Annotated in this window: 21 protein-coding genes and 2 pseudogenes; 10 read left to right on the top strand and 13 right to left on the bottom strand. The window is 51.0% G+C overall.

The genetic code is table 11. The features are described from left to right. The first annotated feature begins 9 nt into the window (after positions 1–9). From LPB400_RS02795 to LPB400_RS02765, 7 genes are all read left to right on the top strand, one after another. Positions 10–255, top strand: coding sequence for a GNAT family N-acetyltransferase (locus LPB400_RS02795; protein WP_070459813.1), 246 nt, complete (start codon positions 10–12; stop codon positions 253–255). Positions 256–274: 19 nt separating this feature from the next. Further along, positions 275–1,441 (top strand): beta-ketoacyl-ACP synthase III, encoded by a 1,167-nt coding sequence (locus LPB400_RS02790; protein WP_070459664.1) that lies wholly within the window; start codon positions 275–277, stop codon positions 1,439–1,441. Then, positions 1,442–1,837, top strand: a complete 396-nt coding sequence (locus LPB400_RS02785; RefSeq protein ID WP_070459667.1) for a hypothetical protein — start codon at positions 1,442–1,444, stop codon at positions 1,835–1,837. An 8-nt stretch (positions 1,838–1,845) separates the two neighbouring features. Further along, positions 1,846–2,520, top strand: a complete 675-nt coding sequence (locus LPB400_RS02780; RefSeq protein WP_070459670.1) for a glutathione S-transferase family protein — start codon at positions 1,846–1,848, stop codon at positions 2,518–2,520. A gap of 162 nt (positions 2,521–2,682) precedes the next feature. Continuing rightward, positions 2,683–3,357: a tRNA (adenosine(37)-N6)-threonylcarbamoyltransferase complex dimerization subunit type 1 TsaB gene (gene tsaB / locus LPB400_RS02775; protein ID WP_070459674.1), complete on the top strand. Its 675-nt coding sequence runs from the start codon at positions 2,683–2,685 to the stop codon at positions 3,355–3,357. Next, positions 3,354–3,797: a ribosomal protein S18-alanine N-acetyltransferase gene (gene rimI, locus LPB400_RS02770; protein ID WP_070459676.1), complete on the top strand. Its 444-nt coding sequence runs from the start codon at positions 3,354–3,356 to the stop codon at positions 3,795–3,797. The genes tsaB and rimI overlap by 4 nt, the downstream gene beginning before the upstream one ends. After that, positions 3,791–4,558: a uracil-DNA glycosylase family protein gene (locus LPB400_RS02765; RefSeq protein ID WP_070459679.1), complete on the top strand. Its 768-nt coding sequence runs from the start codon at positions 3,791–3,793 to the stop codon at positions 4,556–4,558. The genes rimI and LPB400_RS02765 overlap by 7 nt, the downstream gene beginning before the upstream one ends. Positions 4,559–4,629: 71 nt before the next feature. Here the strand turns inward: LPB400_RS02765 and LPB400_RS02760 are convergent, their stop codons facing one another. From LPB400_RS02760 to LPB400_RS02725, 8 genes and pseudogenes are all read right to left on the bottom strand, one after another. Continuing rightward, positions 4,630–5,418 (bottom strand): thiazole synthase, encoded by a 789-nt coding sequence (locus LPB400_RS02760; protein WP_049332237.1) that lies wholly within the window; start codon positions 5,416–5,418, stop codon positions 4,630–4,632. Positions 5,419–5,536: 118 nt separating this feature from the next. Next, positions 5,537–5,731, bottom strand: a complete 195-nt coding sequence (gene thiS, locus LPB400_RS02755; protein WP_070459683.1) for a sulfur carrier protein ThiS — start codon at positions 5,729–5,731, stop codon at positions 5,537–5,539. 42 nt (positions 5,732–5,773) lie between these two features. Next, positions 5,774–6,391 carry a thiamine phosphate synthase gene (gene thiE / locus LPB400_RS02750; protein ID WP_070459686.1) on the bottom strand — a complete coding sequence of 206 codons (618 nt, stop codon included), beginning with the start codon at positions 6,389–6,391 and terminating at the stop codon, positions 5,774–5,776. A 114-nt stretch (positions 6,392–6,505) separates the two neighbouring features. After that, entirely contained in the window at positions 6,506–6,964 is a 459-nt protein-coding gene (locus tag LPB400_RS02745) for a methyltransferase family protein (RefSeq protein ID WP_070459692.1), read from the bottom strand. 67 nt (positions 6,965–7,031) lie between these two features. Next, positions 7,032–7,175: pseudogene (locus LPB400_RS02740) on the bottom strand (FAD-dependent oxidoreductase); the annotation flags it as partial. Between the two features lie 100 nt (positions 7,176–7,275). Beyond that, a complete protein-coding gene (mgtE, locus tag LPB400_RS02735) occupies positions 7,276–8,748 on the bottom strand; it encodes a magnesium transporter (protein WP_070459695.1) in 1,473 nt (490 codons plus the stop codon). 232 nt (positions 8,749–8,980) lie between these two features. Continuing rightward, positions 8,981–9,073 carry a methionine/alanine import family NSS transporter small subunit gene (locus LPB400_RS02730; RefSeq protein WP_036472778.1) on the bottom strand — a complete coding sequence of 31 codons (93 nt, stop codon included), beginning with the start codon at positions 9,071–9,073 and terminating at the stop codon, positions 8,981–8,983. Next, positions 9,073–10,608: a sodium-dependent transporter gene (locus tag LPB400_RS02725; RefSeq protein ID WP_083290018.1), complete on the bottom strand. Its 1,536-nt coding sequence runs from the start codon at positions 10,606–10,608 to the stop codon at positions 9,073–9,075. Before LPB400_RS02725 ends, LPB400_RS02730 begins: the two co-directional genes overlap by 1 nt. Before the next feature lie 781 nt (positions 10,609–11,389). Between LPB400_RS02725 and gap the strand changes: the two genes are divergently transcribed. From gap to LPB400_RS02710, 3 genes are all read left to right on the top strand, one after another. Beyond that, entirely contained in the window at positions 11,390–12,418 is a 1,029-nt protein-coding gene (gene gap / locus LPB400_RS02720; protein WP_003682614.1) for a type I glyceraldehyde-3-phosphate dehydrogenase, read from the top strand. A 100-nt stretch (positions 12,419–12,518) separates the two neighbouring features. Then, positions 12,519–14,726, top strand: coding sequence for a DNA helicase II (uvrD, locus tag LPB400_RS02715; RefSeq protein WP_070459703.1), 2,208 nt, complete (start codon positions 12,519–12,521; stop codon positions 14,724–14,726). A gap of 411 nt (positions 14,727–15,137) precedes the next feature. Then, the gene (locus tag LPB400_RS02710; RefSeq protein WP_070459738.1) at positions 15,138–15,671 is read left to right on the top strand and encodes an SMI1/KNR4 family protein; all 534 of its coding nucleotides are present in this window, start codon (positions 15,138–15,140) and stop codon (positions 15,669–15,671) included. A 52-nt stretch (positions 15,672–15,723) separates the two neighbouring features. Here LPB400_RS02710 and LPB400_RS02705 read toward each other — a convergent pair whose 3' ends face one another. The 5 genes and pseudogenes from LPB400_RS02705 to polA form a co-directional block, all read right to left on the bottom strand. After that, positions 15,724–16,524: a sulfite exporter TauE/SafE family protein gene (locus LPB400_RS02705; RefSeq protein ID WP_070459741.1), complete on the bottom strand. Its 801-nt coding sequence runs from the start codon at positions 16,522–16,524 to the stop codon at positions 15,724–15,726. Between the two features lie 42 nt (positions 16,525–16,566). Next, on the bottom strand, positions 16,567–16,947 hold the full coding sequence (locus LPB400_RS02700) for a putative zinc-binding protein (protein ID WP_003748129.1): 381 nt from the start codon (positions 16,945–16,947) through the stop codon (positions 16,567–16,569). Between the two features lie 263 nt (positions 16,948–17,210). Further along, positions 17,211–17,402, bottom strand: a pseudogene (locus LPB400_RS02695) (DUF2339 domain-containing protein); the annotation flags it as partial. A gap of 373 nt (positions 17,403–17,775) precedes the next feature. Beyond that, positions 17,776–18,849, bottom strand: a complete 1,074-nt coding sequence (locus tag LPB400_RS02690) for a hypothetical protein (protein WP_219089322.1) — start codon at positions 18,847–18,849, stop codon at positions 17,776–17,778. Between the two features lie 49 nt (positions 18,850–18,898). Further along, the gene (gene polA, locus LPB400_RS02685; RefSeq protein ID WP_219089320.1) at positions 18,899–21,694 is read right to left on the bottom strand and encodes a DNA polymerase I; all 2,796 of its coding nucleotides are present in this window, start codon (positions 21,692–21,694) and stop codon (positions 18,899–18,901) included. Positions 21,695–21,808 lie beyond the last annotated feature (114 nt).

Below are 21,808 nucleotides of genomic sequence, written 5' to 3'. Positions count from 1 at the left end.
GAATCCATCATGCCCGAAGTTATCCACTACCCCGAACGCCGTCGCTTTCAAATCGACATTGACGGTTTGGAAGCAGGCTATATCAGCTATACCGAACATAACGGCGGCTGGGACGTAAACCATACCGTGGTCTCGCCCAACTTCCGTCATCGCGGCATTGCCAAACTACTGGTGAGCGCGCTGATGGAATACGCCGAAACACACCACATCCCGTTGACTGCAAGCTGCGACTACGCGGCGCGGTTTATCGGTTGATTATTTTGACAAACACATCATGACATCGAATAACACTCTCAAAGACGTTTATCTCAACCGCGTTTCTGCCTTTTTACCCAATGCCCCCGTCGGCAATGACGAAATGGAAGCCGTCCTCGGCATGGCAGGCGATGTGCCTTCACGCGTGCGCCGTATGATTTTGCGTTCCAACGGCATTTTGTCGCGCCATTACGCCATCGATCCCGAAAGCCGCCTCACGACGCACACCAATGCCGAGTTGGCTGCCGAAGCAGTCAACGGCCTGTTTGTCCAAGGCGTTGCAGCAGAAGCCATCGGCAGCCTGGCCTGCGCCACTTCCTATCCCGACCAAACCATGCCCGGACACGGCGTGATGGTGCATGGCTTGCTGGATATGCCGCCTTGCGAAGTGTTCAGCATGGCAGGCGTATGTGCGGCAGGTATGGCGGCGATGAAACACGCTTACAACGCCGTGCGTACCGGCGAACATGCACATGCGGTTTCCGTTGCTTCCGAAAATGCCTCGGCAGTCATGCGCGGCGAAGTGTTTCAAAGCGAAACCGACCATAAAAAACTGGAAAACGCGTCCCCTGAAATCGGGTTTGAAAAAGACTTTTTGCGCTGGATGCTGTCTGACGGCGCAGGCGCGGTGTATCTGTCCGACCGCCCCAATTCAGACAGCCTCAGCCTGAAAATCCATTGGATAGACCTGCTTTCCTACGCCAACGAAATGCCACCCTGCATGTATGCCGGCGCAGAATTCCGCGACGGCGTATTTGAAGGCTGGAAACACGCCGATGCCGATTACGGCCGCCGCCACAGCCTGATGGCGGTCAAGCAGGACGTCAAACTGCTAAACGAAAACATCGTCCGTTATACGGTGGAAAAACCCCTCTCCCAAATCGCCGCCAAACACGGCATCCGCGCCGAAGAAATCGATTGGTTCCTGCCCCACTACTCTTCCGGCTTTTTCCGCGACCGCCTTTCAGACGGCCTGAAAAACATCGGCTTCGACATTCCGCAGGAAAAATGGTTTACCAATCTGCACAACAAGGGCAACACGGGTTCGGCCTCGATTTACATCATCCTTGAAGAATTTATGCGCACTTTTCCCATCGAACACGGCCAAAAAATCCTGTGTTACGTTCCGGAAAGCGGACGCTTTTCAACATGTTTCATGCTTTTGGAAGCAGTAAAGGCCGTCTGAATGAAGATTGACGACATTCCTCAAGACAACAGCGCCAGCTACCACGGCCACCGCAAAGTCATCTACGGCACCCGCGACGGCCACTACGAAGCGGCCACCAGCAACGGTTGGCAGGACGAAGCCTACGCCACCGAAATGGCGGTGTTCGAACTCGATGCCCAAACGCAGGCCGCGCGCGAAGCCGTCAAAAAAGGCGAATACTCGCCGCTGTACTACCATATGTTCCGCTGCCGTTATGATGAAACCGGCTTGGCCCTGGCGGCAGGCGTATGGAAATGGCAGCTTCGTCGGCATTTCCGCCCCGAAGTGTTCGCCAAACTACCGGCCAAAACCCTGCAAAAATACGCCGATGCCTGCCAAATCAGCATAGACGGCCTCAAACAAACCAATATTTAAAGTCCCTCATGATTACCCTGCATTCGCTCAACCAATCCCGCGCCCTGCGCATTGTTTGGCTGCTTGAAATCCTCGGTACGCCCTACCGCCTGCAAACCTACCGCCGCCATCCCGACACTTTGCTCGCCCCTGACGAACTTAAAGCCATCCATCCCTTGGGCAAATCGCCTTTATTGGATGATGACGGCTTTATCTTGGCGGAAAGCGGCGCGATTACCGACTACCTGATTCAAACCTACGGCAACGGCCATCTGATGCCCGAACGCGGCAGCCGCGAATACTGGCAATATCAACGCTGGCTGCATTATGCCGAAGGTTCGCTGATGCCGTTATTGCTGCTCGGACTGGTGTTCCGCCGGATTGAAAGCGCACCCATGCCGTTTTTCGTCAAACCGATTGCCCGCAAAATCAGCGGCAGCGTTAAAAGCAGCTTTATCCTTCCGCAAGCCGCGCTGCATCTTTCCCACATCGACAGCGAGTTGGAAAACCGCGAATGGTTGGTCGGCAACAGCCTCAGCGGTGCCGACATCATGATGAGTTATCCGCTGCAAGCCGCAGCCGACCGCTTCGATTTTGCCGACTACCCCAATATCCGCGCTTATTTGCAACTCATCGAAGCGCATGAAGCCTACCGCCGTGCCGTTGAAAAAGCAGGTTCGCCTTTATTGAAACTTGACCAATAAAACAAGGCCGTCTGAAATATTTTCAGACGGCCTGAAATCTTGGTTCACTTATCGAATAGCTTTGCAGCAAACGGCATTTTTACCCAAGCGCCGCCCGAGTGCTTTGTTCCCTCTCGCCGTTCCACTATAATGGCAACCCATATCCTTCTAAAAAATAACACCATGCCAACCGACAACCGCCCGACTCTTGCCATCGACACCAGCACATCCTTTCTGTCCATCGCATTGGAACATCAAGGCGAAATCCGCCTGTTTCACGAAAATGTCGGCACCAAGCAATCCGAACAAATCCTGCCGCAAATCGAGCGCCTCTTTAAAGAAGCAGGCATCACTGCCGCCGATTTGGGCTACATCGTCTATGCACAAGGCCCCGGCGCATTTACCGGCCTGCGTATCGGCGCGGCGGTTGCACAAGGTTTGGCCACGCCGTTTGACACGCCCATGATCGGCATTCCCTGCCTCGATGCCGCCGCTTCGCTGCTGCCGCCATCAAGCTGCGTACTGGCGGCCACCGATGCACGCATGGGCGAAGTGTTCTACGCATGGTTTGATACGCAAAACCATGTCCGCTTGAGCGATTACACAGTTGGCAAAGCCGCCACCATTACCGCGCCCGAAGGCAAAACGCCTAGCGGCGGCATCGGTAACGCCTTTGCCCTCGCCGACAAACCGCCTTTTGACGGTCAAGCCGATATGCCGACCGCCACCGACTATCTTAAACTTGCCCGCAGCGGCCGCTATGTTGCTACTGACGCGGCACACGCCGAGCTGCTCTACGTCCGCAACAAAATTGCCCTGACCGCGCAAGAGCAAGCCCAACAAAAGGCCAAACCGTGAACCTGCGTCCAGCCGTACTTGCCGACTGCCCCACCCTTGCCGCCATCGACGCACAAGGCAATCCTTCGTCGTGGACGGTGAAGCAGTTTGAATCAGCTGTTCAACACCATCCCGACAGCATTTGGCTCAGACAGGCAGACAACCAAATTACCGGCTTTATCGTGTGGCAAACCGTATTTGACGAATCCGAGCTACATTTGATTGCCGTCGCGCCCGAATACCGCCGCCAAGGCATTGCGTCCGCCCTGCTGCAACACTGGCAAAACGCAGTGCAACAGCAAGGCGCAACCCGATTGCTGCTCGAAGTCCGCGCAAGCAATGAAACCGCGCAACAGCTCTACCGCAAACACGGCTTCCAAACCTGCGGCCGCCGCAAAAACTACTACGCCCTGCCCGACGGTGGCAGCGAAGATGCCGTATTGATGGAGAAATCATGTTAAGCAGCCGCTACCTGCACCTGCACGAAGCCTTGGGTTTGGGCCCGATGTGGCTGAACCAAAACGCCAAAATCATCCATGCCGCGCCTCAAGCCGCAGCATCAGCCGCACCCGTCCGCCCCAAAGCCATTGCTGCCGATACCGCGCAAGCCGTGCGCACTTTATCCGCAGGCGCCCATCGGGCACGCACTGCCGCCATTGCCACTGCACAAACGGCCAAACCTGCTGTCCGCGTTCCCGAAGCAGCACCCAAAGCCATTGCCGAAACACCGGCAAAAACAGAAAAAGCCGCGCATTCAGACAATCTGCCCCGTCTTGACGTAACCATCAGGCCGTCTGAAATCATGGTGGTCAGCATTTGCCCGTCCACCGAAGACAGCCTGCACGGTACGCTGTTTAGCGGCGATGTCGGCACGCTTCTCGACAACATCCTCGCTGCTATCGGCCTCAAACCCGAGCAGGCGCACAAAACCGCATGGGTCAAAACCGCGCCCGTATTTACCGCTCTCCCCGATGCCGAACACATCCGCTCCGAACTTGCCGAAATGCAAAACGAGCTGACCGCTTCGCAAGCGCGCGCAGTCTTGTTTCTCGGCAAAATCTTTGATAGCCCCGACATGATTGGACTGATGAACGAATTGTGCGGGAAGCGGCCGCATTTCGTCATTCCCCACCCCGCCCGCCTGCTGATGCAGCCGCAACTCAAAGCGCAGGCATGGCAAATCTTAAAGCCACTGAAACAGCTTTTGACCAAGGCCGTCTGAACATTCTGTTCAACCTGAAATCAGGTTTTTTACCAATAAAAAAGGGCGTGTTCGACACGCCCTAATGTGTATCAATATTCCGCCGAATGCCAGAAAGGCTGGCCCACCGTCGGCGTACTGGCGCGCGCTTTCTCACGCGCCTCCACAGGTTCCGCCTCATAAGCCAGACGGCCCGACTCGACCGCAAGCGCAAAAGCGCGTGCCATATTGACCGGATCGCCACTACGGGAAACGGCGGTATTCAGCAACACGCCGTCAAAACCCCATTCCATCACTTGCGCCGCCTGCGAAGGCAAACCCAAACCCGCGTCGATAATCAACGGCGTGTCGGGCAGGCGTTCACGTAGGACTTTCAGCGCATAAGCATGAACCGCGCCCAAACCCGTGCCAATCGGCGCCGCCCACGGCATCAACGCCTGACAGCCTGCGTCAAGCAGTCGGCGGCAGGCAATCAGGTCTTCGGTGCAATAAGGCAGCACTTTAAAGCCGTCTTTAATCAGAATTTCCGCCGCTTCAACCAGTTGGAACACATCCGGCTGCAAGGTGTCATCATCGCCGATGAGTTCGAGCTTGATCCAATCGGTATCAAACACTTCGCGTGCCATTTGTGCAGTAGTTACGGCTTCCTGCACACTTTGGCAGCCTGCGGTATTGGGCAACACAGGTACGCCCATTTCTTCCAACAATGACCAAAAGCCCTGCCCGTGCGCTTCGCCGCCGCTGCCGGCGCGGCGTAACGAAACGGTAATCATCGCCGGTTGCGCGATTTGAACAGACTGCTTGAGGATTTCCGGCGTCGGATAAGCAGCCGTACCGAGCAGCAGCCGTGAAGGGAAAGTTTCTCCGTATAGGGTAAACATGATGGATTCCTTTGTAATATTTTTTAGATTTTAAGCATAAGGCAATCGGGCAACCCTGCCCGATATTCAAACAGGCAAAAGTCGAGCGCAAATACCCAACCTATTGATTGCAAACTGCTTATCCGCCGACTACGGGGCGCACAATGTCCACTTTGTCGTTTTCGTTTAAAACCGTTTCCGCATACGCGCCTTTGGCGACAAAATAGGTATTGACGGCAACGGCAAACGGCTTTTGCGGCGCGGTTTGGGCGATAAGGTCGGCAACGGTTGTGCCGTTTAATGTGATGGCTTCATTGTTCAATATAATCTTCATAATGTTTGCTCCTCTTGTCAGACTTCTTATTTTCAGACGGCCTCATTCATTCCACAAAGCCTGAAACGCTTTAACCACCGCTTCGGGATTTTCCGCTTCGGTCACGGCGCGAACAACAGCGAGCGAGGAAACGCCGGTGGCAAGCACATCTTCGGCGTTGTTCAAATCGATGCCGCCGATGGCGACGACGGGCGTGCCGCGTGCCTGTCTGACGTATTCGCGCAGTTTGTCCAAACCTTGCGGGGCGGTTGGCATTTGTTTGGTCGTAGTCGGAAAAATCGCGCCGCTGGCGACATAGCTGGGGTGTACGGACAAAGCGCGGTCGAGTTCGGCGACGGAGTGCGTACTCAAACCCAAGCGCAAACCGGCGGCGGTAATGGCGGCAAGGTCGGCGGTGTCCATGTCTTCCTGTCCGAGATGTACGCCGTATGCGCCCGCTTCTATCGCCTCGCGCCAGTAGTCGTTGATGAAAAGCTGCGTACGGCTGCCCTGACAGGCGGCGACGCAGCGGGCGATTTCGCATTTCAATTCATCGCCGTGCAGGGTTTTGCAGCGCAGTTGCACCGTGTCGGCACCTGCTTCGACCATGCGCTCCACCCAATCGGCGGTGGGAACGACGGCGTAGAATTTGAGCGGGGATTTTAGGGGCGGGAAGGTCATGGGGTGTCCTTTTTCATTTCTTACGGAGCAATAAAGGTTGTCTAAAAACATCGAGTATTCGCATTCATGCCGTAGAGCAGAAGAGGGGCGATACTTGATGGGAAGCTTTCGCTTTTATAACCAACGGCGGACGCGCCGACAATAAGACTCGTACTCTGCACCGAATTTCTGCGCCAAAACGCGTTCTTCGGGCATGATTTGAAAGCGTGTCATATAGGCAACAAATGCAGCCAAAAACAACCACGGCAGCGGGTGCGCCAAATAGCCCGCCCAGGCGACCAGCCAGCAGCCCAGACCCGCATACATCGGATTGCGACTGAAACGGTACACGCCGTCTGAAACGAAGTGTTCGGTTTGTTCGGGGTGGAGCGGGCTGATGGTCGTGCGCAAACGGCGAAACGCCCACACACCTAATACGCTCAACAGAGTCCCAAACACCATGAAAACAACCGACAGCAATATAGGAAAGCGCGGCAATATGTCGGCTAACGCCGACACTTGGGTAGAGATGTACATCAACAACGCACAAATAAAACATATCGCCGGCGGCGGAATTTTGGTTTCTAAATTCATATTGTTACCTTTATAAAACTGATGGCGCGACGTTTTCAGACGAACTAAAGCTTATTTTACCTCAAGCTTATTTTCCAATATACGCCAAACCGCTTTCTTCATCACGTTCGGGCGCGTCTTTTCCGTCAAACAGTGCCACTGCCAATCTGACGGCGGCGGCGGTTACGGCAGGGGAAATCATGAAACCGTGGCGGAAACAGCCGAAAATCTGTGTTTAGGTTTCGGCTGTTGGGGGGAAGGGCTTTTTTGCAAAGGTCTCGGCCTTTTAAACGGTTTGAAAAAGGACGTGTCGAACACGTCCTTTTTTCCTATTACAACAGGAATATGGTTGCCAATCCCAAGAAAATCAGGAAGCCGCCGGAGTCGGTGACCGCGGTAATCAGCACCGAGCTGCCCAATGCCGGGTCGCGTCCGGCTTTGTCCATCATGACGGGAATGAGGACACCGACGGTCGCGGCAAGCAAAAGGTTCAAGGTCATCGCGGCCACCATGACCAAACCGATGCCGATGTTGCCGTAGAGCAGCCATGAAATCACGCCCATCACGGTGCCCCAAATAATGCCGTTGACGAGGGCGACGCCGACTTCTTTTTTCAGCAGGCGGCCTGCCTGCGTGCTGGTCATTTGTCCCATCGCCATGGCGCGGACGATCATGGTGATGGTTTGGTTGCCGGAGTTGCCGCCGATGCCGGCGACGATGGGCATCAGCGCAGCCAGTGCGACGATTTTCTCGATACTGCCTTCAAATGCGCCAATCACGCGGCTAGCGATAAAGGCGGTACACAGGTTGATGGCAAGCCACATCCAGCGGTTTTTCACCGAGTCCCAAATCGGGGCGAACAAGTCCTCTTCTTCTTGCAAACCGGCCATGTTAAACATGTCGGCTTCGGATTCTTCACGGATCACGTCCACCATTTCGTCAATGGTGATCCTGCCGATCAGCTTTTTGTTTTCATCGACAACCGGCGCGGTTACCAAGTCATAACGTTCAAACGCCTGCGCCGCTTCTTCCACGTCGTCTTCGGGACGGAAGCGCACGACATCGGTGGCCATCACGTCCGCCACCATGTCTTCGGGGTCGGCGACCAAGAGTTTGCGGATGGGCAGCACACCTTGCAACACGTCGTTTTCATCGACCACGAAAATCTTGTCGGTATGGTCGGGCAGGCTGTCGAAACGGCGCAAGTAGCGCAACACGACCTCACACGTCACATCGGCGCGGATGCTGACCAATTCAAAGTCCATAATCGCGCCGACTTGGTTGTCTTCGTAAGACATCGCCGCTTTGACCTGCTCGCGTTCTTCTTCATCACGCGTTTGCAGCGCTTCGTACACCACTTGGTGCGGCAAGTCGTCTGCCAGTTCTGCCAATTCGTCTGCGTCCAAATCATCGACAGCGGCCAACAGCTCGTCTTTGTCCATGGACTCGATCAGCATTTCGCGTACGGAGTCGGATACTTCCAGCAACACTTCGCCGTCGTCTTCAGGGGCGACCAAAAGCCAAACGATGTTACGCTCGCGCGGTGGCAGAGATTCCAAGACGGCGGCCACGTCGGCAGGGTGCAACTCGGCCAAGAGGACGGTCAGCTCGGTGAACTTGTCGCACAGGCTTTCGTCTTCAATCGGCATGCCTGCTTCGATTTGTTCAAATGACGGCTCAAGGATTTCGCATAAGGCGTGGATGCGGTCGATATCGTCAGAGATGCGATCGTCAGAAATGCGGTCTTCTACCACATCATTGTCGGGGATATTGTCGAGATTCGGAGGGGTTTGTTCGATGCTCATAAATGCTCCGCCCGCCAGACGCGGGAAGGCATTTCGGCGGGATGATTATTGTTGTTGTGTATCAGATGGGAAGTTCAAAGACGAACTGGGAAGGTCCATAATTCAAGCCTGCTGAGAGGCGCAGAGTTGTAAACGGTCCATATTCTACTCTTTTTTAGGCCGTTTTACCATTTTTAACGGGAAAGGCCGTCTGAAATTTAAATTTCAGACGGCCTTTTCATTTGCTCAAACCTTATTCTTTAGGCAGGCGCAGGACGGAGACGATGAATCCGCCCCAAATGACGATCAATGCGACAAGCATCATAATAATGGCTGAAGTACTCATTATTCGTCTCCTTCACGTTCGTGTTCATGTTCGTCTTTGACGTTGAAGTTCTGACCATGTTTCCACGGCAAGAAAGATAGCAGGACGGACAATACCAAGAGAGTGCCTACCATGCCCCAACCGAAGATATTGAGGAAGCTGTCAGGATAGCCGCTGTAATTCTCTTTTAAGAGGCTGGCAGTATCTTGATACAGCATATAGCCGAGCATAGCGACGGTAACCACCACGCTGGCAGTCCACACTTTACCGACACGGATGGAAGACAGCGCGTTCAAGTGGTTGCGCAGTTCCGGCAGCTTGTTCAACAAGACAATCGCCAAAACATAAATAAAACCGGAAGCCACAATGCCGTAGGTATTGATGAATTTGTCCAACACATCCAACACAGGCAGGCCGGTAGTCGTACCGAACAGCAAGGTAGAAATAATTGCCATTGGCACGCCTGCAATCAGCGTTGCGCTGACACGGCCAATGTTCATTTTGTCTTGAATCGCAGCCACAATCACTTCAACGATGGAAATCATCGAAGTGACACCGGCAAACACCAGAGAGCCGAAGAACAACACGCCGATCAACGCACCCATAGGGGCTTGGTTAATGATGGTCGGGAACGCGATAAACGCCAAACCGATACCGTTGGATGCCACTTCGCTGACTTCTTTGCCTGCGGCTTGAGCCATAAAGCCCAATGCGGCAAATACGCCGATACCGGCGAGCAACTCAAAGCTGCTGTTGGCAAAGCCGACAACCAAGCCAGTACCGCCCAAGTCGGTTTTTTTCTTCAGGTAAGAAGAATAAGTAATCATGATGCCGAAGCAGATGGAGAGCGAGAAGAAAATCTGGCCATATGCGGCTACCCAGACTTTCGGATCCGCCAAACGGCTCCAGTCAGGCGTAAACAAAGCGTTCAAACCTTTTGCCGCACCCGGCAGAGTCAGCGCAATGCCCACCATGATGACGAACATCACCACCAACAAAGGCATGAAGAATGTAGATGAACCGGCCACGCCTTTTTGTACGCCCAAAGCCATAATCGCCAGCGTAAACACCCACACGGCAATCAGCGGACCGGCTACTTTGCCGACAAAATCCAAGCCCAAGTCTTTGGCATCGGCCATTTGCAGGAAGTCTTTGAAGAAGAATGCCTGCGGATCTGCACCCCATGCCGAAGTCAAAGAATAATAGGCATAGCTTGCCGCCCAGCCGACAATCACGGCGTAGTAGATACAGATGATGACGTTGGTCAGGAAGTTCCACCAACCCATCGGCTCAAACAAACGGCCGAGGCGGCGGAAAGCCAAAGGTGGCGAGCCGCGGTAACGGTGGCCGATGGCGTAGTCGAGCAGCAACAGCGGAATACCTGCCGTCAACAGCGCAACCAAGTAAGGGAGGACGAAAGCACCGCCGCCGTTGTCGAAAGCGATGTAAGGGAATCGCCAAATGTTGCCTAAGCCCACGGCCGAGCCGATGGCAGCAAACATAAAGGCGCGGCGACTGCTAAACGTCGCGCGTTCGCTGGATTGAGAATTTGACACGATGAACCTCTTAAAAGTCGAGTGCCGCCAAGGCCGTTCAGCCTTGCGCGTATATATTTAGGAATCAGGCCGGGCAAGCCGGTCGGTTAAAGTAGATATTCGGACAAGGATAATATCCGGTATAGAGGATGCACCGCTTATGGCCATGCAAACATAATCTGACCTTATCGTAAAAAAATTTAACAGTGTTGACAAGTCATAATTAAATTAAAATCACAAGCAAAATCTTCATACACTACGACTAAAACCTTCATACACTTATTTATATAACCCCCAAACACAGCTCAATCCACCGTTTTTCCCTCCCTTGTTCCGACAATTTTCCCCTTTGCTAAAAACCGCCCTCCCCTTATCCGGCAAGGAAAACCGGGAATCCAAGGCGTTTAAATTCCATGTCATCAAAAATGTTCAGACGGTCTTTTCCTTTTGCTCGATTAAACCCGGGCCGTCTGAAAATTACACTGTTGTATGTTGTAATCAAAAGCCACACTCAAATTCTGTTTAATATAAACAAAAACAATCCGCCTTTTCCCGTTTCATTCATTACCATGATTTAAAACGAGCATAAAACACTAAAAACAGAATTAATAAAAAATGAAATTTCAAAAAATATTAAATAACATTAAATTTAAACCTGTATTTCTACTCTAATCATCTACAATTAAAAATAATCGAACCTAAAATTTTCAATAAAACATTAATTACACAGCACTACATTTTTGCTATAATTGCCACCATTCACTCCCCACCCAAACCCAAACCCAAAAGAAGAGGAAAAGCCATGGGTATCAAAGTTGCCATCAACGGCTACGGCCGCATCGGCCGCCAAGTAGTGCGCGCTATTTTTGACTACAAACTGCAAGACCAACTCGACATCGTTGCCATCAACGCCAGCGGCAGCATCGAGACCAACGCCCACCTGACCAAATTTGACACTGTTCACGGCCGCTTCAACTCTGAAGTTTCCCACGATGAGAAACACCTCATCATCGACGGTAAAAAAATCCCTTACTTCTCTACCCGCAACCCAGCCGAATTGCCATGGGGCGAATTGGGCGTTGACCTGGTAATGGAATGTACTGGCGCGTTCACCAGCAAAGAGAAAGCCAAAATCCACTTGGAAAGCGGCGCGAAAAAAGTGCTGATTTCCGCTCCCGGCGGCGATGACGTAGACGCAACCATCGTTTACGGCGTAAACGACGACGTGATTACCGACGACATGACCGTTATCTCCAACGCGTCTTGTACCACCAACTGCCTGGCACCTGTGGCCAAAGTATTGAACGAAAACATCGGTATCGTAAACGGCGTGATGACCACCATCCATGCGCTGACCAACGACCAAACCGTAACCGACGTACGCCACAAAGACCTGCGCCGTGCGCGTAGCGGTGTGGAAAACATGATTCCGACCAAAACCGGCGCTGCAAAAGCCGTCGGTTTGGTATTGCCGGACCTGAAAGGCAAACTCGACGGCCTCGCCATCCGCGTACCGACCGTCAACGTTTCCCTGGTTGACCTGAGCTTCCAAGCAGGCCGCGACACTTCCGCCGAAGAAATCAACGCGCTGATGAAAGCCGCTTCCGAAGAAGGCCGTCTGAAAGGCGTATTGGCCTACAATACCCTGCCGCTGGTTTCTATGGACTTCAACCACACTACCCAAGCCAGCACATTCGACTCTACGCTGACTAAAGTCACCGCAGGCAAAATGGTTAAAGTGTTCGCATGGTACGACAACGAGTGGGGCTTCAGCTGCCAAATGCTGAACACCGCGCGCCGTATGTTCGGTTTGGAAGTACGTCCGTTCTAATCGGCTTCCAACACAAAGGCCGTCTGAAACATCTTTTCAGACGGCCTTTTGTATTTCCTTTAAAATATCGCATTCCCATTTATTTTCAGACGGCCTCTTCATGTTTCCCAACGAATCCGCCCCCAACCTCCTGCAAGGCTTAAACCCCGAACAACTCTCCGCCGTAACCTGGCCGCCGCAATCCGCCCTCGTTTTGGCAGGCGCAGGCAGCGGCAAAACGCGCGTACTGACCACGCGTATCGCCTGGCTTTTGCAAAGCGGACAAGCCAGCGTGCACAGCATTATGGCGGTAACGTTTACCAACAAAGCCGCCAAAGAAATGCAGACCCGTTTGGGCGCAATGATTCCAGTCAACATCCGCGCCATGTGGCTCGGCACGTTCCACGGCCTCTGCCACCGCTTTTTGCGCCTGCACCACCGCGACGCAGGCCTGCCCTCTTCCTTCCAAATCCTCGACAGCGGCGACCAACTTTCCCTGATCAAACGCCTGCTCAAAAGCCTCAACATCGCCGAAGAAATCATCGCACCGCGTTCATTGCAAGGCTTTATCAACGCGCAAAAAGAATTCGGTTTACGCGCTTCCGTCTTGAGCGCACCTGATCCGCACACACGTCGCATGATTGAGTGCTACGCCGAATACGACAAAATCTGCCAACGCGAAGGCGTGGTCGATTTTGCCGAACTCATGCTCCGCAGCTACGAAATGCTGCAAAACAACGAAATCCTGCGCCAGCACTACCAAAACCGATTCAACCACATTCTGGTCGACGAGTTTCAAGACACCAACAAGCTGCAATACGCGTGGCTGAAACTGATTGCCGGCAACCACGCCGCCGTCTTTGCCGTCGGCGACGACGACCAAAGCATTTACCGATTCCGTGGCGCAAACGTCGGCAACATGACCGCGCTGATGGGAGAATTCCACATCGACGCGCCCGTCAAACTCGAACAAAACTACCGCTCCGTCGGCAACATCCTCGCCGCCGCCAACTCCGTCATCGAAAACAACGACGAACGCCTCGGCAAAAACCTGCGCACCGACGCCGAAGCAGGCGACAAAATCCGCTACTACTCCGCCTTTACCGACCTCGAAGAAGCCCAATTCATCGTGGATGAAACCAAAGCCCTCGAACGCGAAGGCTGGGATTTGGACGAAATCGCCGTCCTCTACCGCAGCAACGCCCAATCCCGCGTCATCGAACAAAGCCTGTTCCGCAGCGGCATCCCCTACAAAATCTACGGCGGCTTGCGCTTTTACGAACGCCAAGAAATCAAACACGCCCTCGCCTACCTGCGTCTCGCCGTCAATCCCGACGACGACAACGCCCTCTTGCGCGTGATTAACTTCCCACCGCGCGGCATCGGCGCACGCACCATCGAAAACCTTCAGACGGCCTCAAACGAACAAGGCATCACCCTCTGGCAGGCAGCCTGCAATGCCGGCTCAAAAGCCACCAAAATCGCCGCCTTCGTCCGCCTGATTGAAGCCCTTCGCAACCAAGTCGGACAAATGCCCCTGTCCGAAATCATCGTCGGCATCCTCAAAGACAGCGGACTGACCGAACACTACCGAACCCCAAAAGGCGACAACCAAGACCGCCTCGACAACCTCGATGAACTCGTCAACGCCGCCATCGAATTCAAACCCGAAGACAGCAACTTTGAAACCCTGCCCGAAAACATTTCAGACGACCCCGCCTTCCCCATCCTCGCTTTCTTGAGCAACGCCGCCCTCGAATCCGGCGAAAACCAAGCAGGCGCAGGCGAAAAAGCCGTACAACTGATGACCGTCCACGCCTCCAAAGGTTTGGAATTTAACGCCGTCTTCCTCACCGGCATGGAAGAAGGCCGCTTCCCCAGTGAAATGAGCCTTGCCGAACGCGGCGGCCTCGAAGAAGAACGCCGCCTCATGTACGTCGCCATCACCCGCGCCCGCAAACGCCTCTACATCACCATGGCGCAACAACGAATGCTTCACGGACAAACCCAATTCGGCATCGTCTCCCGCTTCGTCGAAGAAATCCCGCCCGAAGTATTGCACTATCTGTCCGTCAAAAAACCCGCCTACGACAGCTACGGCAATACACGCCCAACCGCCGTACAACGGGACAAAATCATCGAAGACTTCAAACAGCCGCAAACCTACGCAGGCTTCCGCATCGGCCAAAACGTCCGCCACGCCAAATTCGGCACCGGCGTCATCATCGATGCCGTGGACAAAGGCGAATCCGCCCGACTGACCATCAACTTCGGCAAACAGGGCGTGAAAGAGCTGGATACCAAGTTTGCGAAACTGGAAGAGATGTAGAAGGGAGATGACAGAGGTCGTCTGAAACCCGTAGCGTGGGCTTTGCCTACGAATCAAACTCAAAATTTCAGACGACCTTTTTAGCTGACATTATCTTGGGCAAAGCCCACGCTACAATGCACATTGACGAGGCAAATAGAGATGTAGGTCGGATACTTGTATCCGACAAAAAACATTTGGTGCGTCTATCGTTTCCGAAAAAACGCTGTTGGAAAATGTCGGATTTGAGAATCCGACCTACGGCAGAAAAACTGTAGTAAGAACAAGGCAAATAGTCGTCTGAAAAAGGGAGGAGCAATTTTTGCCGAAACCTCCGCCGTCATTCTCGCGCAGGCGGGAATGACGGACGATAAAAGTCGGGTATAGATACCTAACCCCTGTTTATAACTGAAATCAATAAGGAAGAACATTATGTCCCAAGTTTTTAAAGATTTTGATTTGTCCTCCGTATGGAAAACTAATAGTTGGGCAGATGAAAACTACAAAGAAGCCCCGTTTACCCCTGAAATTTTGGCTGCCGTAGAAAGTGAGCTAGGCTATAAATTGCCGCAAAGTTTTATTGAATTGATGGCAGTACAAAACGGCGGGATATTTGTTAAAAACTGCTTTCCGACCACGCAGAAAAATTCGTGGGCGAAAGATCATGTGCAAATTTGCGAGATGTCGGGAATCGGTTTTGAAAAAGAAGGAAGTCTGTGCGGCGCGATGGGGCAAAAACTTTGGCTGGAAGAATGGGAGTATCCGCCTATCGGCGTGTATTTGGCCACCGACCCGTCAGGAGGTCATGCCCTGTTTGCCTTGGACTATCGAGAGTGTGGAAAAGACGGCGAGCCGAAAGTGGTGCTTGTCGAACAAGAATGGGATTTTGAAATAGTCGAACTTGCCCCCGATTTTGAAACCTTTATCCGCAACTTGCGGCATGAAGATGAGTTTTTAGATAACTAATAAAGAGTAGGCCGTCTGAAAATTTTTCAGACGGCCTTTTAACATCTACCTATTAAGCCGAAAAAGCCTTATATGCCATTGAAACGATAATCAGCAAAACCGTTACGACCAAAACCTTACGAATAACTTCCCCGTTTGAATTGATAGCATGGAGGCTGCCAAAATGGTTGCCCAACAAATTTGCCAAAATCATCGGGATTCCGATTAGGAACGCCATTTTCCCTGCTATCAAGAAGGCAACAAATGCCCCGATGTTAGAAGCAAAATTGAAAATCTTGGAAGTAGCCGAAGCCTGCAACAACGACAATTTGTTAATGACAAACAAAGCAATGATGAAAATACTACCTGTACCCGGGCCAAAAAAACCGTCATAAAAACCAACAATCAGACAAGTTAAAAATACGGCGATAACGGATTTTTTTATCTCGCCACGCTCGTCTTCTTTTTTCAGCAAAACACCTTTAAACAAAGTTGCCAGCAAGCCTATGGGCAAAAACGCAAGAATAATGTAATTGATGGTTTCCACCGGAAGAATCAAAATGACTTTTGCACCGACAAATGCCCCAATTAAAGCCGCAACAATGCCAACCGGCACAATATGCCATACAATCGAACTGCTCTTCATAAAATTTTTAATCGCAGCCACCGTACCGATGGTACTCACCAATTTTTCCTGTGCCAACGCGACCTGAGGCGGTAAACCTACCATCAAAAATGCGGGAATCAAAATCAGCCCTGCTCCGCCCGCAATAGCATCGACATAGCCCGCAATCAAAGACGCGACAACCAGCAGGAAAAGGCCGAGATAAAAATAATCGGCAATAATACTGCCGGGAATGAATAATTGTTCCATGGATTGTTTCCTCTTGATTAAATTTTTTGTTATTAAAAGTTATTAACTGCTCAATACATCGCCCTTCTTCGTCAAAACATATTGATAAACTTCTTCTACCGTAGCTTCGTCATAGCTTTTGCCAAAGCGTTTTTTGTAGCCCAGTTCGTATAGTTTTACATGATGCCCTTCCGGGATTTCAACGCCCACATTTTCCAAACACGATTTGGCGCAATGCAGATGACAGCCGTCAATAACCAACATCGGCCGTCCGGACTGCGCTTTGCGTACCAACGGCGCGACTTTACCGCCCACGCCGGAAATGCACGACATTTCAAATTCTCCGGCATGGTCGAGCGCTACGGCTGTGTTGTTGGCCAGCTGCGCCACATCGGAACATCCGGAACAAGAATAAATCAAGGGAAGCTCATTACGGTTAGGCATTTTCTATTTCCTTCGGTAGCGGTTTTTATCTTTATATTGCCATCCATAGTCAATCTGTCGGGCGCATCATGCGTGGTATGCAGACCCGTTTTCTTTTTTCAGACGGCCTACGGCTTATCCATTTATATAATATTAAAAGGCATCATAACTCAATACGATTAGACATTCTAGAACAAAGCAGATTGCACCTTCTAAAAAATAAAGGCCGTCTGAAAACAGATAACGCTGCTTTTTCAGACGGCCTTTTTATTTGAAGTTAATGATTAGGCTTTGTGTTCGCCATCATTTTCTGCTTTGGGCGGAACGGGGGCAAACCAGCCGACCAGAAGCAGCAGCAGGCCAACAATGATGAAGGAGGCAATGCGCTCAATACCGCCGCTGTTGGAAAGCTCGATCAGGAAGAGTTTGACGACTACGATGCCCATCAGCGTCGCGCCTGTCATCCAGTAGGAACGCTATTTCAGAATCAGAAATATGGTCAGGAGCAGATTTTTTAATCTGTACTCCGTCGCATAAGTCTGAAAAGAAAAATCGCGACAGCTATTAAAAAACAAGCAAGTAAAAAATCCATCTTATGTTACCAATTCTATTCATTTTTTTATTTTCGATACCATAATTATTTTTTAATTACACCCATTGAAATGGTGGTTGCCATTAAATCAAATTCTTAAAATCTAGTCATGTTGAATATAACATCGTCTGAAAACCTTGAAAGGTTTTCAGACGACCTTGGATGTATTTGAATTCAAATAATTTTGATATGATCGCAACTTTTATCGAATTAAAGTGTTCAACCTACGGCTGGCTACTAGCTTAACATTACATTTATCATCCCTTTTCATAAATTGAAGTCTTCAGAATATCAAACCATATATCAATAAAGTCTTTCTGGTAAATTTTCATCGATAAAATATCATATATATTTTTTACAGAGTCAGAATATTCCTCTCCCAAATTATAATCTTCTAATATCAAATATATACAGTTACTAAAGAAGCCATAACCTGATTTATAGTCAACTAAATAGCTAGAAAATGAGTTTATTATTTTATCAATGCCTAACAAAATACTTTGTTCATCAGTAATTAATTTATCCGTTTTTACCTGCATGATGCCTAGTGTTATTTCCCTAGGACTATGCTTAGCTACAAAATTTTCAATCAATCTAGCATTCTTTGGTCTATTAAAATCTTCAAATATCATTATAGAATAAACAACTAATTGAAGAAACTTAAGATTATTAATTCTAAAATCATTATTGTTTGTATCCCATTTTTCTGTAATCTCTACCTTTTTATAAATATTTTCCAAGCCACCTTCAAGACTGGATTGAATACATTTATCATATAAAGAACTAAAATTCTTATATTTAATAAATATATATTTCGATATTCTTTCTTTTTTCTTAGTTTCAGATAATTCAATTTTATTTACAATATTAAACATAAATAAACCAATTATTATCCATAACTCATTAGAAATAGTATTAAAATCTGGAATTAATGGCTTTTTAGGCAAAATTAACTTGATATATACAAAATAACTAACACTGCTAATAGTGATTGCATAAAATATCTGCAACTTCCAATCCAGGATATGCAGCCTACCCATAAACAAATTAACAGATAATCTTAATAAAACAGAGTAAATAGTAATTAAGTAAATATTTTCTGTAAGCCTATCCAGCTGAAAACTATAAAGAATCACAGATATTAGAATAATAAAAATTGCAGGAGTTAGTACTTTTAGAGAAAAATTAAAAGCAACAGAGTCTTCTCTATCTACGATAAAATCAATTTTATGATAGCCAAGAGAATAAGAATGTTTACCCAACCAATTTAATATAAAAAATAATGCAATTGCCAAAATAGGATAGATAACCACATATAATAAGACATTCATATAAAAATTCTTTCTGATTTAATATTTAAAATAATAAATTCATAATTTATCAATGCGCCTCTTCCCAATTCATCCCCACACCCACTTCCGCCACCAGCGGCACGTTTAACATTCCTTCGTCCACTTTCGCCATAATCTGCGGCAGTTTTTCTTTGACTAAATCCAGCTCGGCTTCGGGTACTTCCAACACCAATTCGTCATGCACCTGCATAATCAGCTTGGTTTGCAGGAGGTCGTATGAAAGCCAACGGGAAACGTCTATCATGGCGCGTTTAATGAGGTCGGAGGCGGTGCCCTGCATGGGGGCGTTGATGGCGGCGCGTTCGGCTCCGGCGCGGGTGTTGGCGTTTTTGTTGTGGATGTCGGACAGGTAGAGGCGGCGGCCGAACAAGGTTTCGACAAAGCCTTGCGCGGCGGCTTGTTCTTTGGTGCGTTGCATGTATTCGGCGACGCCGGGATAGCGGGCGAAGTAGCGGTCGATAAAGTTTTTGGCGGAGATGTTGTCGATGCCCAATGATTTGGCGAGGCCGTATTGGCCCATGCCGTAAATGAGGCCGAAGTTGATGGTTTTGGCGTAGCGGCGTTGTTCGGACGAGACGTTTTCGGGGGCAATGCCGAATACTTCGGCGGCGGTGCGGCGGTGTACGTCTTCGCCGTTTTGGAACGCGGTAATCAGGGTTTTGTCGCCGGAGAGGTGCGCCATGATGCGCAGCTCGATTTGCGAATAGTCGGCGGAAACGATGACGCTGCCTTGCGGTGCGGTAAAGGCGCGACGCACGCGACGGCCTTCTGCGGTGCGGATGGGGATGTTTTGCAGGTTGGGGTTGTTGCTGGCGAGGCGGCCGGTAATGGCGACGGCTTGGGCGTAAGTGGTATGCACGCGGCCGTCTTTGGGGGAAATCATTTCGGGCAGTTTGTCGGTGTAGGTGGATTTGAGTTTCGCCAGGCTGCGGTTTTGCAGGATGATTTTGGGCAGGGGGTAGTCGGGCGCGAGCTGTTCGAGCACGGCTTCGTTGGTGGAAATGCCGCCTTTGGCGGTTTTTTTCAGGCCTTTGGTGGGGATGCCCATTTTGTCGAACAGGATTTCTTGCAGCTGTTTGGGCGAGTTGAGGTTGAACGGCTGACCTGCGGCGGCGTAGGCTTCTTGTTCGAGCTTCATCAGCTCTGCGCCGAGTTCTGCGCTTTGGCGGGCGAGTTCGGCGCGGTCGATTTGTACGCCGTTGCGTTCCATTTCAAACAATACCTGCGCGACAGGCAGCTCCATTTTTTCATACATTTCAAGCTGCTTGGCGTCCATTTGCGCGCGCAGGTGCGCGTCGAGGCGCAGGGCGAAATCTGCGTCTTGGGCGGCGTATTCGGTCGCCTGCTCAATGGCAACGTCGGCAAAACCGATTTGCTTCGCACCTTTGCCGCACAACGATTCGTAGGTAATGGTTTCTAAGCCGAGCCAGCGTTCGGACAACTCGTCCAAGCCATGTCCGAGATGGCTCTCGATGATGTAGGAAGCGAGCATGGAATCGCCGGCAATGCCGTTCAGGGCGATGTCGTAGTTGGCGAAAACGTGTTGGTCGTATTTGAGGTTTTGCCCGATTTTTTTCAGGGTGGGGTTTTCCAAATGCGGTTTCAGACGGCCTAATACGTCTTGTAAATCAAGTTGTTCGGGTGCGGCAGTCAGGCTGTGTCCTACAGGGATGTAAACCGCTTCGCCTGCCTGGAACGCGATGCTGATGCCGACCAGCGAGGCGTTCATCGCGTCTAATGACGTGGTTTCCGTATCGATGCCGATGGTGTCCGCCTGCGACAGTTTGTCCAACAAGGCGGCAAACTGCGCTTCGATGGTAACAGCTTGATAATCCAGCTTTTCAGGGGCTGGGGCAAGTTCGGGTTGTTTTTCAGGCTGCGTTTCCATCGCCAATGCAGCTTGTTCGCCGATATGCTCGCTGCCGAACAAATCAGTGTTTTTCGCTTCGTGCATACGGCTTTCCGCCTCTTTCAGCCAAGTGCGGAAGCCCCAGCGTTTGAAATCGACAACCAGCTGCGCCCATTTAGGCGTAGTACGGCGCAGGCTTTCAAGGCCGTCTGAAAGCTCGGTGTGCAAATCCACATCGGTTTTAATCGTCACCAAATCATACGATAGCGGTAGTTGGGGCAGCGCGGCTTGCAGGTTTTCGCCGACCTTGCCCTTGATTTCCGCAGCGTGTTCCATCACACCAGCCAGCGAACCGTAGGCTTCCAGCCACTTCACCGCGGTTTTCGGGCCGCATTTTTCCACGCCCGGCACGTTGTCCACCTTGTCGCCCATCAGCGCGAGGTAATCGCGGATTTGGTCGGGGCGCACGCCGAATTTCTCCTTCACGCCTTCAATGTCCAGCGTTTCGCCGCTCATCGTGTTCACCAGCGTCACGCGCTCATTCACCAACTGCGCCATGTCCTTATCGCCGGTGGACACCACCACGTTCCACCCTGCTTCGCTAGCCATCTTAGCCAAAGTGCCGATAACGTCATCCGCTTCTACCTGCGGAATGACCAGCACCGGCCAGCCCATCAGGCGGACCAAATCCGGCAAGGCTTCCGCCTGCGGGCGCAAATCGTCCGGCATCGGCGGGCGCGTCGCTTTATAGTCGGGGAACATCTCATGGCGGAAATTCTTACCTTTAGCGTCAAACACCACCGCGCAATAGTCGTGCACATAATCCGCACGCAGGCGGCGTAACATATTCAACACGCCATACATCGCCCCAGTCGGCGCACCGTCGGGCGCAGACAAATTCTGTCCCATAGCATGATAGGCGCGGTAAAGATAAGAAGAGCCGTCAACGAGAAGGAGTGTGGGTTTGTTGGACATGGAAAACCTGCTGTGTGTATGAAAATAATGTACGGATTATAAAGGAAAAGGCCGTCTGAAAGCCGAAAATCAAGTTTCAGACGACCTAATGTTTACATAAATATACGGTTTCAG

Source organism: Neisseria perflava, assembly GCF_019334725.1.
GTDB lineage: Bacteria > Pseudomonadota > Gammaproteobacteria > Burkholderiales > Neisseriaceae > Neisseria > Neisseria subflava_A.
Note: the sequence above shows the minus strand (reverse complement) of the source record. Positions and strands in the feature narration are given on the sequence as shown.